This window comes from Pseudomonas koreensis (assembly GCF_036668835.1).
Classification (GTDB): Bacteria; Pseudomonadota; Gammaproteobacteria; order Pseudomonadales; family Pseudomonadaceae; genus Aquipseudomonas; species Aquipseudomonas koreensis_I.
This window is the reverse complement of sequence record NZ_JAZEVW010000001.1, coordinates 138,015-152,067: the sequence shown is the minus strand read 5'-3', so window position 1 is coordinate 152,067 and position 14,053 is coordinate 138,015. Positions and strand designations below refer to the sequence as shown.

Sequence of the window (14,053 nt, the reverse complement as noted above, 5' to 3'; positions counted from 1 at the left end):
ACTGAACAGCGGTCGGGCGCCTTTGGTGTTCGACCGCGCTGGAGATTTGAATGTCGTTGAACCCTGATATCGCTGCGTTTTTGCAACTGGTCGGCAACGGCCGGGCGAGTGGCAAGCGCGTGGGCATGCACCAGTTGAGTCCGGCTGAGGCGCGTGAGCAGTTCGATCAGTCTTCACTGTTGATGGACGCTGGCGGTGAAGAACTGCAAGTGGTGGATGAGCTGCAATTGCCGGTGCGCGATGGCGCGCTGCTCAATGCACGGATCTACAGTAACCAGCCTTTGAACGCGGGTGCTGGCCGGCCGGCGCTGTTGTATTTCCATGGCGGTGGTTATGTGGTCGGTAGCCTCGATTCCCATGATTCGCTGTGTCGGGCGCTGGCCGCGATGGCTGACTGCGTGGTGCTGTCGGTGGCGTATCGGCTGGCACCGGAGTTTCGCTTTCCCACCGCGGCGGATGATGCCCGTGATGCCTGGGACTGGTTGGTGGCCAGTGCTGCGGATTTCGGCGTGGATGCTTCGCGCCTGGCAGTTGCCGGTGACAGCGTGGGCGGCAGCCTGGCCACGGTGTTGGCGGCGCAACTGGCCGATGCCGTGGTGCGACCGCGCTTGCAGGTGCTGATCTATCCGGTTACCGATGCCAGTCGCAGCACACCTTCGATCGATCGATTTGCTGAAGGTCATCTGTTGGAGAAGGCGTCGCTGGAGTGGTTTTACAGTCACTATCAGCGTGAGTCGGGTGATCGTTTTGATCCGCGGTTTTCGCCGTTGCTCGGGGAAGTCTCGGCTGATGTTGCACCGGTGCTGCTGGTGTTGGCCGAGTGTGATCCGCTGCATGATGAGGGGGTGGCGTATGCGTGTCATCTGCGGGCGGCGGGGGTGGCTGTCGAGCTCAAGGTGTATGCGGGGATGACGCATGACTTTCTGCGCATGGGCGCGATTGTCGATGAGGCTGAGGAGGCGCAGTTGTTTATTGCCGGGCGTTTGGGGCAGGCGTTTGTTCGGAGGTGATTTTTTTTTGGCCTTGGCAGTCTTGGCGGCCTTTGGGCCGACCAGGCTGTGGTTTGGTGGTGTGAATATCCGTTTTTTTGGGGGTGGCGGCTGGCGGTTCCGCCCTTACGGCGGGTCACCTTTTTCAAACGCCAAAAAGGTAACCCAAAACGCTTGCTCCTACGTACGGCCCTCGCAGGCTCGGGTCCCTTCGCTCCGGGACTGATCCGGGCGCAGCGGCTACGGTTTGCTGCGCTGCACCTACTTCCGCTGTATACGACTGCGTCGTACGGTCGCTGCGCTCCCACGCCCGGATCAATCCCTCCACTCAGCCTTCCGATGTCGCTGGTTAGGCAAGATCAAGAGCACTCGAGCTGGCGCTCATTGTTGAGTGGTTAGAAGCGGCGCATGGCTTGGGATTTGCGGTGGATTTGCCCCTCACCCCAGCCCTCTCCCCCTGGAGAGGGAGCCGATCTTTGGGCTTTTCAGAATCGGAGTTCGACTCGGTATCTCAGTCGGCGTATTTCTATCAAACTACTCGGTCAGTTCCCTCTCCTTCCGGGAGAGGGGGCCGATTTTTGTGCTTTTCAAATTGTGCATTCAACTCGGTATCCAAGTAGGCGTAACTCTCGCATCCACCACGGTCAGTCCCCTCTCCCTCCGGGAGAGGGCTAGGGTGAGGGGCTTTTGATCTGCAGGGTCTGCACGCACGAATCGGTAATCCGCATTCATAACCATCAACTGTAATTTTCTACAACGAACCAAACCAACCCCAACCCAGACTCCCGCTCCCACCACTCATTACAATGAGCGCCAGCTCGAGTGCTCTTGACCTTGCCGTGCCGGCCCCTTCGGCAGGCTGAGTGGAGGGATCAATCCGGGCGTGGGAGCGTAGCGACCGTCTGGCGTAGCCAGACACAGCGGAAGTAGGTGCAGCGAAGCAAACCGTAGCCGCTGCGCCCGGATCGGTCCCGGAGCGAAGGAACCCGAGCCTGCGAGGGCCGTACGCCGGGGCCCAGACCTTTGGTTCCTTTGGGGCGTTTGCCAAAGGGACTCGCTGTAAAAGCGAAACCGCCAGCCGCCACACCCAAAAAAACGGATATACACCCAAAACCCCAAGAGCCTGGTCGGCCCAAAGGCCGCCACGCTCCAAAAAACAACCAAAAAAAACGCCAGCAATCGCCGGCGTTTTTCTTAACTCAAAGCGCTGAAAACCTTACCAGTTGTAAGTCACATCAGCCGTCATCGTCCGGCTCTCACCGTAGTAGCAGTCAAGCGTGCTATTGCACGCAGCCACATACTTTTCGTTGGTCAGGTTCTGCAGGTTGGCCTGCAACTTCACACCCTTGACATGCAGTGGCGATTTTTCCAGATCGTAAGAAACCATCGCGTCATACACGGTGTAAGACGGCACCTGGAAAGAATCCGACTCGTAGTCCGAACCGTAACTCTGCTGCACATAGCGCGCACCCAGACCCATGCCGAAACCGGCCAGCGCCGTGGAAATATCGAAGTCGTAATTGATCCACGCCGACGCGGTCAACGGCGGAGCCATGGCCACGGTGCGACCTTCGCGGCCATCATTGGCGCTGTGCCATTTGGTCTGGTTACGCGACACGGCGGCGAGTACGCGCAGGTTCTGGGTGACGTTGACCTTGCCTTCCAGCTCCACGCCACGCGAACGCACCGTACCGCTCTGCACGCTGAACCCCGGGTTGTCGAGGTCGGTGGTCAGCATGTTGTCCTGGTCGATCTGGTAAGCCGACAGTTGAATGAAGCCGTCGACGAAGGTCGGTTCGTACTTGATACCGACTTCGTACTGCTTGCCAGTGGTCGGTTCAAAAGCGCTGCCGCTCAGGTCGGTACCGGTTTGCGGCAGGAACGATTCGGCGTAGCTGACGTATGGCGTGATGCCGTTTTCGAACTCGTAGCCCAGGCCGGCGCGGCCGGTGAACTTCTCGTCCTTCTGGTTGCTGTGGCCACCGGTCAGCGGTTGCTTGTTATCGGTTTCGGCAAAGTCATAACGACCGCCGAGCGTCAGGAACCACTGATTCCAGCGCAGTTGGTCCTGGGCGTACAGGCCGGTCTGGGTGATGGTGTTGTCCCACTTGTAGGGCTGGCGGAAGTTGATCGCGCTGCCATATACCGGGTTGTACAGATCGATGCCCGGCGCGGTGCGGTCGTACAGGCCGAGGAATTTCGAGTTGAAATGGTAGTAGTCCACGCCCAGCAGTACGGTATGGTCGACTTCGCCGGTGTTGAACTTGGCCTGGGCGATGTTATCGATGCCGTAGACCTTGTTGTGCTGTGACCAGTCCACCGCGTAGCGGCTCTGGAAGCTGTTGTCGTCGAGGCCGGTCACCGGGTTGGTCGGGAATGAATAACCGTGCAGCGGCGCGACGTACTGGTCGTTGACGTCGGCGTAGCGCGCGTTCTGCTTGAAGGTCCAGATTTCGTTGAGTTCGTGTGCGATCTCGTAACCGACCACGAACTGTTCACGGTGGTACTTGTTGACGTCCGGCTCGCCGATGAACAGGCTGCGGCCGATGCGCCCGTTGGAGGTGCTCTTGACCGTGCCGAAGGCTGGCAAGCCCTGGGCTTCCGGTACGTCGTGGTCTTTCTGGTACTGGCCGAAAACGGTGATGGTGGTGCGGTCGTTCGGCAGCCAGGTCAGGCTCGGTGCGAGCAACATGCGGTTCTGACTGGCGTAATCGATCGCCGAGCCGCTGTCGTTGACCACACCGGTCAGGCGATAAAGGAATTCGCCCTGATCGTCGATCGGGCCGCCGAGGTCGAAGGCGCCGTATTTACGGTCATAGCTGCCGCCGCCGATTTTTACTTCGTGTAATGGAGTGGCGGTCGGGCGCTTGCTGACCATGTTGACGATACCGCCGGGCTGGTTCTGGCCGTACAGCACCGAGGCCGGGCCCTTGAGCACTTCGATGCGCTCCAGGGTGTACGGGTCGATCTGCAGCGAACCGCCGGTGCTGCCGCCACCATAGGGCATGTGCAGGCCGTCGAGGTACAGCGGGGTGGGCGAGAAGCCGCGCGAGGTCGGCTCGTCGAAAATCTTCACCCGGTCAGCGAAGCCGCCGCCGGTCATGCCCGGAGTGTAGCGCAGGGCTTCGGTGACCGATTGCGAGCCGCGCATCTTGATTTCGTCCTGGGTGACGACGTTGATGGTCTGCGGGATGACTTTGATTGCGGTGTCAGTCTTCGAGCCGGTGGCGCTGCGTTTGGCGACGATGCCGTCGACCGGTCCCCAGGCCGATTCGGCGGTGGCGGAAATGTTCGTCGGTGCGAGATCAAGGCTGGCGCCACTGTTGCTGCGCGAACGCAGGGCGACATTGTTGCCGTCGACGCTGTAGGCAATGTCGGTGCCTTTGAGCAACTGCGCGATCGCGGCCGTCGGTTCTAGGGTGCCGCTGACGGCGCTGCTGCGCAGACCACTGACTTCATCCGGGCTGTACAACACTTGCAGGTTGGTCTGGCGACCGAATTCCTGCAAAGCGCTCCCCAGCGACTGTGCAGGAATATTGATCGCCACGGCGGCAGCCTGTGCCTGCCCGATGATCGGCAGGGTAAGGGCCATGGCGCACAGCGCCGGCAAGGTGGAACGCAAGGAGCGGCGGATCAGCAGGGCCTTGGCGAGCGGGTGGAGTCCGTGCGGTGCGGGCATTATTCTTCTACTCTTCAAAGTGTTGACTGAGAACTATTTCTATTAACTGTAGATAAGACGTTGAGCCCTCTGAAAACCGGAAGGGCTCGACACAGTTTTTTTACAAATTTTTCACAATCAGGCCGGTTGCGGCTCGGTCAGCACTTTGCCGGCGTTCATCCGCACCAGTTGGTCGGCCACATCGAAGTAACGATCGTCGTGGGAAATGACGATGATGGTTTTGCCCAGACGCTTGAGGTCAGGCAGCAGCTCGGTATAAAAGATGCGTCGGAACGTCGGGTCCTGGTCGGCGGCCCACTCGTCGAACACCAGCACCGGGCGTTCTTCCAGCCACGCATTGACCAGCGCCAGACGCTTGCGCTGCCCGGTCGACAGGTCGGTGGTGGTGAAGGCGCCGTCACGCACGCTGACCTTGTGCGCGATCTCCAGGCGTTGCAGGTATTTGTTAGCGTCCTCGGGGATATGCGTGTCGCCCTGGACCACGTCGTCGAACAGGTAATAGTCAGCGAAGATCGTCGTGAACAACTGGCGGTAATCATCGCGATTCGCCGCGTCGATCAACTGCTCGTTGAGGCGGATCTCACCTTGCTGCGGCGCGTACAGGCCCAGCAGCAGTTTGATCAGGGTGGTCTTGCCGCAGCCGTTTTCGCCGACGATGAAAACGATGTCGCCCTGTTCGATCTTCAGATTCACCGGCCCGAGACGAAAGGGCGCCGCGCCTGCGACGGTCGGGAAACTGTAAGTGACATTGTTCAGTTCGAGGCTGTGTACGGCGTTGTTTTTCGGCGCCTGGTCGCTGAGCAGCAGGTGCGGTTCAGGCGAGGAGAACTGCTCCGACAGATCGGCGATGCGGCGGAAGGCGATCTGTGCGCGGCTGACAATCGGCAGCGTACTGATCAGGTGTTCCAGCGGACCTTTCATGTACAGCAATACCAGGACGAAACCGCTGATCACCGCTTTGTCCGCATTCGGCCAGAACGATTGCAGGACCAGCGCCAGGCCAATCACCACGAAAAACAGCATCGAGCCGAGCGTCTTGGCGATAACGAAAATGTTCACCGAGCGCACCTGGGTGTCGCAGATCTTGTTCGCCGTGCCTTCGATGCCCGAGACGAACATGCGATGGCGGCGCGGGCGGTGGATACGCAGTTCTTTTGCGCCTTCAGCCACGGCGTGGTAGTTCTTCTGCAGCTCGTCTTCGTAGTCGCGGGCCTTCATGAAGCCCTGCATGCCGCGGCCGCGGGCGATGTACTGGATGACCGTGCTCAGCGCAATCGCCACCACCACCATCAAGAACATCGGCCACGACAACATGGCCAGATAGCCCATGCAGCCGAGCGTGACGGTCATGGAAATCGCCAGCGGGGCAAAAGCAAACGCGAAGTCGCTGATGGTGTCGACGTCGTGGGTCAACACCGGGATCAGCCGGTGGCTGCGGTAGCGTTCGATCTGCTCGATGGGCGCCGACAGGACTTTCTCACCCAGCTCTTTGCGCAGTCTGGCAATGATGTGCTGGCCGACATGGTTGGTGCCGATGTCGGAGCAGATCGAACTGGTCAGGGCCAGCAGGCACAACCCGGCGAACACCGCGACCATGCTGTTGCTGACGGCGCCTTCGCTGTGCAGCACGCTGTTGATGGTCGCCAGCAATGCGGTGACGCTCAGACCGCCGAGCATGCCGAGCAGGGTCGAGACGATGACGATCAGCCGAAAGGGTTTGAGCAAGGCGAACAATTCGTTGATCACCCCGCGTGTTGGTTTGCTCATGGAGGTTCCTTGCTTGAAAGAGCGGCGAAGCCCGGCATGCCGGAGCGCGGGTTTCGCCTGGATGACGTAGAGGGCGGTGGTGCGCCGTGGCGGTTCGCGCTCACCTGTAGAACGGCTGGCAGGACGGCGAATTTAGCCGGGCGAGGGCTTACAGATCGCGGGCGACGCGAAAGCCGATCCAGTCGCCGCGGGTGTCGGTGTAGGTGGCGTTGCGGTTGCCCGAGCGGGAAAACACCGGCGCTTCACCCCAGTCGTTGCCACGGATGCGCCGTACTTCGCACTTGCCGCTCAGCCAGGCGCTGCCATCACTCGGCGCGCCGACGTAGTTCTCGTTGTAGCAATCGGCAGTCCATTCATAGAGGTTGCCGTGCATGTCGTAGACGCCGAAGGCGTTGGCCGGAAAACTGCCGGCCGGCGCGGTGAAGTTGTAGCCATCGGCGGCGCCATAGGTGTTGGCGTGTCGGGCGATGCTGTATTCCTTGCCTTCATCGAAGGGGAAGGGGAACGGGCCGCTGCTGCCGCCACGGGCGGCGTATTCGCGCAGGGATTCGCTGACCAGTCGATAAGCCTTGCCGGTCTTTTTCGACAGCCACGCCACATAGGCCTCGATTTCCGCAAAGTCCATGCACACCGCCGGATGCTTGTCGGTGTACTGTTTGCGCGGGTCGCTGCCCTGATAGTCGGGAACCCCGGCCTTGCACGCCCGGCCGGGGCGCGTGTCGCCATCGGGCATTTGATAGCCGGTGTCCTTGAGGTAGGCGTCCCACTGACCTTTGAGAATCTGGAAACGGCTGATCGCCAAGGGCTTGGCGAACGTCACCGGATGCATCGGGCCTTCGTCAGGCTCGCGTCCGACTTCGTCCTCCGGGGTGCCCATGGTGAACGTGCCGGTCGGCAGCACGACCATTTCCGGGCAGTCCTTGCAGTCTTTGAATACCTTGCCGGGTGCCAGCGGGGTGCTGGCCTGGGCCGCAGCCGGCGACAACAGGACGGCGAGGGTGCCGAACATCAGCGCCGGCAAAGGCTGCAGAAGAAAACGACGTGGTACGGGTTTCATGGCGGCTCTCACTAAAAGAAGAAGGGTGCTCACAGGGCCTGGTCGAGCACGGCCAGCAGGCGGTCGATCTGCGCTTCGTCGTTGAGCAGGCCGGGGGCGGTGCGGATCACCGGGCCGACGTCGCGGTGCACGGCATCGGCGACCACCCGATGGGCCATCAGATGCGCAGCGACCTTGTCGCTGTCCTTGCCCTTGACCCGAAAGAAGGTGAAACCGGCGGACAACTGCGGGCTCAGCGGTGTCACCAGCTCTATCTGCGGGCGTTGTTGCAGGCCTTGCTTGAGGTAGCTGTTGAGCGCATGAATCCGCGCTTCGACCTCGGCCTTGCCCAGTTGCAGATGCAACTTGAAGGCTTCGTCCTGCGCCCAGCGGTGCTCGAAGGCGTGATAACCGCCGGGCGTCATCGTGGTGGAGAACGCGGTGGCCTCGGAGAAGGTCGGAATCACCGGGGTGACGTACTTCACTTCTTCGAAGCGGCTGCAAATGATCCCGGTGCCCCGTGGGCCGAACATCCATTTGTGCGTGCCGGCGATAAAGAAGTCGCAGTTCATCTGCGCGAAATTCAGGTTGTCGACGCCGAAGCCGTGGACGCCGTCGACCACGTAGACGACGCGGTCGGCCTCGCTGCGGCCGCGATTGTGCTTGTCGACGATCGCGCCGATTTCACCGATCGGCAGTTTCAGGCCGCTGCCGGAATGCACCCAGCACATGCCCAGTACGCGGGTTTGCGGGCGGATTGCATTGTCGATGTTGGCGAGGATTTCAGCGTGGGTGGCGCTGAACACGTCCTTGAACAGCGCAATCTTGCGCACCCGCGTGCCGTCGCGTTCGCTACGCAGCGCAAGGGTGGTGTGGGTGGCGTAATGTTCATGGACGGTGGTGAGGATTTCCTGATCGGCGCGTACATGCACGCCACCGTAAATCGTCGCCAGGCCTTCGGTGGTGCTGCCGGTCAGCGCGATCTGTTTAGGGCTGGCCTCAAGGTAACGGCCGGCCCAGACCCGCACGTTTTCTTCACGCTGTTCGATCACCCCCAGATCCCAATCCATGGCCAGGCCGGGATTTTTATCCAAAACGGCGCGATGCCGGGCAATCGCCTCGCGCACCGGTCTGGGGTGCGAAGTGATGAGGAAGTTGGAGAAATGCAGATAGTCCGGATCCTGCTCGAACAGTTGCTGCAATTGCGCCCACTGGTTGCGCGGCGGTGGTGCACTGCTTGCCGCACGGGCGACATTCGGCAGGCTCGCCCCCAGCGGCAGCGCGGCGGCCAGAATTCCTGCCTGCTTGAGAAAGTCACGACGATTGCTCATGGCGTGGCGATTCCCGGCGCGGTGGCCAGTGCCGGTTTGGCGGCTTTCTCGACCTGATCCCATACGCGCAGGAAGTTGCCGCCCCACAGCTTGGCAATGTCCGCTTCGGAGTAGCCGCGCGAGATCAACTCGGCGGTGACGTTGCGAATCTCGCCCACATTTTCGAAGCCTTTGACGCCGCCGCCCTCGTTGAAGTCGGAACTGATGCCGACGTGGTCGATGCCGATCTTGCGGACCGCGTAATCGATGGCGTTGCCGAAGTCCTTGAGGCTGGCTTTCGGCTCCTCCTCGAGGATGCCGTAGAGGCGGCTGGCGTACTGGCCGAATTTCTGCTCGGACCACGCCGCGATGATCGGGTCGCCGGGCATCAAGGCCATGGCCAGGTTCGGCAGGGGTGGCAGGTCGAAGTCCTTGCGCATCTCGTTGAGCTTGTCTTGCGTGGCTTGGGTCAGCGGTCGCAAGTACTGCGAGAACGCGACGATCTGCACCACGCCGCCGCTGTTCTTGATCAGTTGCATTTCCTTGTCGCTGAGGTTGCGCGGAATGTCGACCATCGCCCGCGGCGCCGAATGCGAGGCGATCAGCGGGGTACGGCTGAGTTGCGCGACCTGCTCGAGGGCTTTGCTCGACATTTGCGACACATCGATGATCACCCCCAGATCGTTGAGACGCTTGACCGCTTGCTTGCCCAGCTCCGAGAGGCCGTCGAGGGCGTCCGGTGAATCGTTGAGAAACGGCAGCGGCCGCGACGAATCGGCCCAGTCGTTATTGCCGATGTAGCTGAAGCCGAACATGCGCATGCCACGCGCCGTCCACAGGTCCAGCAGGTTCAGGTCGTGGCCCAGCGGGTAGGCGTTGAGCATGCTGATGAAAATCGCGAATTTACCCTCGCCGTGCAGGCGACGAAAATCGTCCGGCGTGTAGGCGATGGCGACTTGATTGGGATAGTCGCGAACCATGCCGCTGATGATCCGGAAGCGGATTTCCTGCTGGTTGCGCGCCTCGTCGACGAAGCCGGGCGTCGGTTTGTGCGGTGCGTTCGGGCCGTTCCACATTTCCGGCCAGCCGAAGATGGTCAGCGCCGCACCGGACAGGCGCCCGCGATTGGCCTTGGCCAGGTCGAACTGACCGTCGCCATCCTTGTCGGCTTCGTGGCCATCGGTGCCGAAGTTCTGCATCAGGCTGACGTGGCTGTCGAAGGACAGCATGCGTTCGTGCAGTTCATCTGCCTGTTGCATTACTTTGACCGGGTAGCCGAGATCGTCCTTGAACCAGTGGTGCCACACGGCAAAGCCGGCGCCTGCGCTGATCGCCAGGGCTAACGGCAGGCCGATGAATAGAGCCTTTTTCGAACTTGGTTTAGTCATTGCCATCTCAGTCGGGTTCGCCAGTGAGGTGCAGGCGCGGCGGCCTTTGCTATCTGGGAAGAACGAGTGATCGGCGGGGAAATTTAGGCTGGCCGCGTGCCGGCGAACATGCCGCTTAAATTTGCCGGAGCAACAAACGTTCTAGCTTGGATAAAGCCTGCTTCATGGCTGACACAGGTAGGGCAATGAAGATTTCTCGACGATGGTTCATGGCCGGTCTGGCGCTGACCGGCGCGGCCGTGCCAGTGGCTTATTTCGGGCATCGCGAATGGACCAGACCGGACCCGACGATCACCCCGGGCGAAGCCTCTTTCGATGTGGCGGACGTGGCCGGGCAGCGCCTGGCGAACGCCTTGCGCGGGGTCTGGGATATCCGTTTCGAAGGCGCCGATGCCGGCCTTGAAGGCCTGCCGAACACCGGTCTGCAAGTGTTTCTCGATATCGGCCAGAAAGGCCGCGGCGTCTGTGGTTTCCTCGACGCGCCGCAGCGCTTGCGCTCTGGCGACACACCGCGTTACCGGATTCTAGGCGATCTGGCCAAGGCCGATGCAGCGAAACTCAGCTGGCGGCTGATCGGCGCCGATGGCCAGATCAGCTACGAGCTGGAAATGATCCTCGATGAAGTCTGGGCCGATTTCGCCAATGCTGGCAGCAGTACTCTCAGCGGCAGGGCGCTGCGTCTTGATTGGCCATTGAGTTCGCCCATGCAGGACAACCGTTTCGTTGCGGTCAAGCAACTGTTCCCCGAAGCCCGCGAGCGTACGCCGCTGAATCAAACATTGCTGGCGTGGCTGATTTCCCCCGAGCATCGCCTGTTCCACCAGTTGTGGCATGCAACCCGTGACAAGTGGCACAAACTTCCCGAGGACAAGCGCGAGGCATTGCGCGGCATCGGTTGGCAACCCGGCCCTCGCGATCACGAGCGCGATGCCCGTGGCCCGCGCAAGGATCGCAACGGTTCCGGCGTGGACTTCTTTTTCATGCACCGGCACATGCTGGGTACTGCGCGCTCGATGCAGGATCTGCCGTCGTGGGAGTATTTCCCGCTGCCGCAGCCGGAACTGATCCGCGACCGGCTCGGTTTTGCCCGCTATTTCGATAACCACGATGGCACCGCGTTACCGCCGACCTGGACCGCCGCCGGCGACGATGAATTCAGCCAGTGGGTCAGCGACATCAAAACCGCCGAAACCTATGAGAGCAACTTCCAGGTATGGGAGTCGCAGTACCGCGATCCGGCGTACCTGGCCAGACTGACCCTGGGCCAGTTCGGCTCCGAGGTCGAGCTGGGCCTGCACGACTGGCTGCACATGCGCTGGGCCTCGGTGCCGCGCGATCCGTCGAATGGCCAGCCGGTGCCGTTCGCACGCGATCCGGCCGACTTCGCCGCGCGCTGGTACCGCCCTGAAAACGACTTCCTCGGCGATCCGTTTTCCTCACACGTCAATCCGGCGTTCTGGTATTTCCACGGCTGGATCGATGACCGCATCGAAGACTGGTTTCGCGCCCACGAGCGTTTTCACCCGGGCGAAGTCAAGCGCCTGCAAATCAATGGTGTGCCATGGTTCGCCCCCGGGCGCTGGGTCGAAATCGACGACCCGTGGCTGGGCCCGATCACCCACGGCTGCAGCACCACGCCCGGCCTGCAGATGGGCAAAACGGTCGAAATGGACCCGGAAACCATGAAACTGGCACTGCGCATCACCTTCCTCACCGACGAAGAAAAACTCGCCGGCCTGTTCCGCCGCGTGCCGCAACGCCCTTGGTATGCGCGCAATCTGAAGGCTAAAACCAGCCCGGCTTGAGGGCTGGGTTATCGGTCATTCGCGAGCAGGCTCGCTCTCGCAAACGAATCGAGTAAAGCGTAAGAAAAGTCAAAAGCCCCTCACCCTAGCCCTCTCCCGGAGGGAGAGGGGACTGACCGCGGTGGATGCGAGGGCTACGCCGACGTGAAATACCGAGTCGAACTCAAGTTTCAAAACCAACAGAAATCTGCTCCCTCTCCCTCGGGAGAGGGGTGGGGTGAGGGGCAGCCACGCCACCAATCCAAAGCCAACCACCCGCTTCTAACCACTCAACAATGAGCGTTAGCTCGCGTGCCTTTGATCTTGATCTTGCCTAACCAGCGACATCGGAAGGCTGAGCGCAGGGATTGATCCGGGCGTGGGAGCGCAGCGACCGTCTGGCGCAGCCAGACACAGCGCAAGGAGGTGCAGCGAAGCAAACCGTAGCCGCTGCGCCCGGATCGGTCCCGGAGCGAAGGGACCCCGAGCTCGCGAGGGGCCGGACGCAGGAGCAAGCCTTTTTGGGTACTTTTTCGGCGTCTGGAAAAAGTGCCTCGCCGTAAGGGCGAAACCCTAAGCCGCCGTTACCGCAGCAACGGATATGTACCCCAAAAAAACAGCGCCTGAAAGAAAGCCATCGCTTGCAGGCAAGCTCCCACAGGAAAACTGCGTACACCGGTCCAAGGCTGGTCGCCTGAAAACGCCCAATCACAGCGCCCGCCACCCACCCCCCAACGCCTTGTACAACGCAATACTCGCCTGCACCCGCGCCAGCCGCAGCTGCACCTGCTGATCCTGCGCGGCATACAGCGTGCGCTGAGTCTCCAACACCGTAAGCAGATCCTCAGCGCCCGCTTCGTAACGGCTCTGGGCAATATTGAAAGCCGTCTGCGCCTGACTCAGCTCCTCGGATTGCCACTGCCGCTGCTCATCCAGACGACGAATACTGTTCAGGGCTTTTTCGACATCGGCAAAACCATTGACGATCGCACCGCGGTAGGTTTCCAGCAGTTCCTGCTGACGCGCCGTGGCCTTGTCGCGTTCAGCGCCGAGGCGACCGTTGTTGAAGATCGGCGCGACCAGGCCAGCGGTGAGATTGTAAAAAGGGCTGCGCAGCACATCATCGAACTGATCGGCACCGGAGCCGAGTTGCGCGGTCAATGTCAGCGTCGGCAGCATCGCCGCACGGGCGACCTTCACGTCGGCCTCGGCGGCGGCCAGTTGCGCCTCGGCGCGGGCGATGTCCGGGCGCCGGCTGAGCAGTTCGCTGGGGATACCGGCCGCAATCTCGGGCCATTGCAGGTCGTCGAATGAACCGGTTGGCGCCAGTTGTTGCACCGGTTGGCCGAGCAGGGCCGCGAGGCTGATCAACGCAGATTGGGCCTCCTGTTGCACGCGCGGTAACTGCCATTGCTGGGCGGCGACCAGACTCTTCTGCTGCGCCAGTTCCAGAGCCGTGGCCGAGCCTGAATCGAAGCGTGTCTGCACCAGTTTCAACACCCGTTGCGCGTTGGCCAGATTCAGTTCGGCGATGCGGCTTTGCTCGCGCAGCGCCAGGGTTTGCGCATACGTAGTGGCGACGCTGCTGAGCAGGGTCAGTTCGACCGTCGCGCGATCGAACTCGCTGGCCTGCAAAGTGAATTGTGCGCTGTCGCGGGAGGCGCGCTTACCGCCCCAGAAATCGACTTCGTAGGTAGCGCTCAGGCTGGCATCGAAATAGTCCACGGCCTGGTTGCTGCTGTCAGCATCGAGCTGGCTGTAGCCATTGCCGCGCAGCAGTTTTTGCCGATTGCCGTTGAGCCCGGCCTTGACTTCCGGCAACTGCGAGCCACCGGCAATCACCGTGCCGGCCTGAGCCTGGCGCACGCGCGCAACCGCAGCGGCGAGGTCGAAACTGCCGAGGCGGGCCTGTTCGATCAAGCGATCGAGTTCCGCGCTGGCAAATTGTGTCCACCACTGCCGATCACGATGGGCGATGCTGGCGGCGTGCGGCGCTTGCCAGGCCGCGGGAGCCTGCACGCCGCTGTCCGGGCGCTGAACGGGACTGCCGCAAGCGCTGAGCATCAGGCACACGGTCAACACACTGAGACGCGGTTTCAT

At 61.5% G+C, this 14,053-nt stretch carries 8 protein-coding genes; 2 read left to right on the top strand and 6 right to left on the bottom strand.

Going from position 1 to position 14,053, the window contains the following annotated elements; all coding sequences use genetic code 11:
• The first annotated feature begins 50 nt into the window (after window positions 1–50).
• Window positions 51–1,010, top strand: coding sequence for an alpha/beta hydrolase (locus V6F91_RS00665; protein WP_332761573.1), 960 nt, complete (start codon window positions 51–53; stop codon window positions 1,008–1,010).
• Between the two features lie 1,195 nt (window positions 1,011–2,205).
• Here V6F91_RS00665 and V6F91_RS00660 read toward each other — a convergent pair.
• From V6F91_RS00660 to pvdM, 5 genes are all read right to left on the bottom strand, one after another.
• Window positions 2,206–4,668: a TonB-dependent siderophore receptor gene (locus V6F91_RS00660; protein ID WP_332761571.1), complete on the bottom strand. Its 2,463-nt coding sequence runs from the start codon at window positions 4,666–4,668 to the stop codon at window positions 2,206–2,208.
• A 117-nt stretch (window positions 4,669–4,785) separates the two neighbouring features.
• Window positions 4,786–6,435 (bottom strand): cyclic peptide export ABC transporter, encoded by a 1,650-nt coding sequence (locus V6F91_RS00655; protein WP_332761570.1) that lies wholly within the window; start codon window positions 6,433–6,435, stop codon window positions 4,786–4,788.
• 148 nt (window positions 6,436–6,583) lie between these two features.
• The gene (locus V6F91_RS00650; RefSeq protein ID WP_423815302.1) at window positions 6,584–7,492 is read right to left on the bottom strand and encodes a formylglycine-generating enzyme family protein; all 909 of its coding nucleotides are present in this window, start codon (window positions 7,490–7,492) and stop codon (window positions 6,584–6,586) included.
• 29 nt (window positions 7,493–7,521) lie between these two features.
• Window positions 7,522–8,802 (bottom strand): aminotransferase class V-fold PLP-dependent enzyme, encoded by a 1,281-nt coding sequence (locus V6F91_RS00645; protein ID WP_332761568.1) that lies wholly within the window; start codon window positions 8,800–8,802, stop codon window positions 7,522–7,524.
• Window positions 8,799–10,169, bottom strand: a complete 1,371-nt coding sequence (gene pvdM / locus V6F91_RS00640; RefSeq protein WP_332761566.1) for a pyoverdine-tailoring dipeptidase-like protein PvdM — start codon at window positions 10,167–10,169, stop codon at window positions 8,799–8,801. Before pvdM ends, V6F91_RS00645 begins: the two co-directional genes overlap by 4 nt.
• Before the next feature lie 185 nt (window positions 10,170–10,354).
• On the opposite strand from pvdM, the gene V6F91_RS00635 reads away from it, so the two are divergent.
• Window positions 10,355–11,974, top strand: a complete 1,620-nt coding sequence (locus V6F91_RS00635; RefSeq protein ID WP_332761564.1) for a PvdJ/PvdD/PvdP-like protein — start codon at window positions 10,355–10,357, stop codon at window positions 11,972–11,974.
• 687 nt (window positions 11,975–12,661) lie between these two features.
• On the opposite strand, the gene V6F91_RS00630 is transcribed toward V6F91_RS00635, so the two are convergent.
• Entirely contained in the window at window positions 12,662–14,053 is a 1,392-nt protein-coding gene (locus V6F91_RS00630; protein ID WP_332761562.1) for an efflux transporter outer membrane subunit, read from the bottom strand.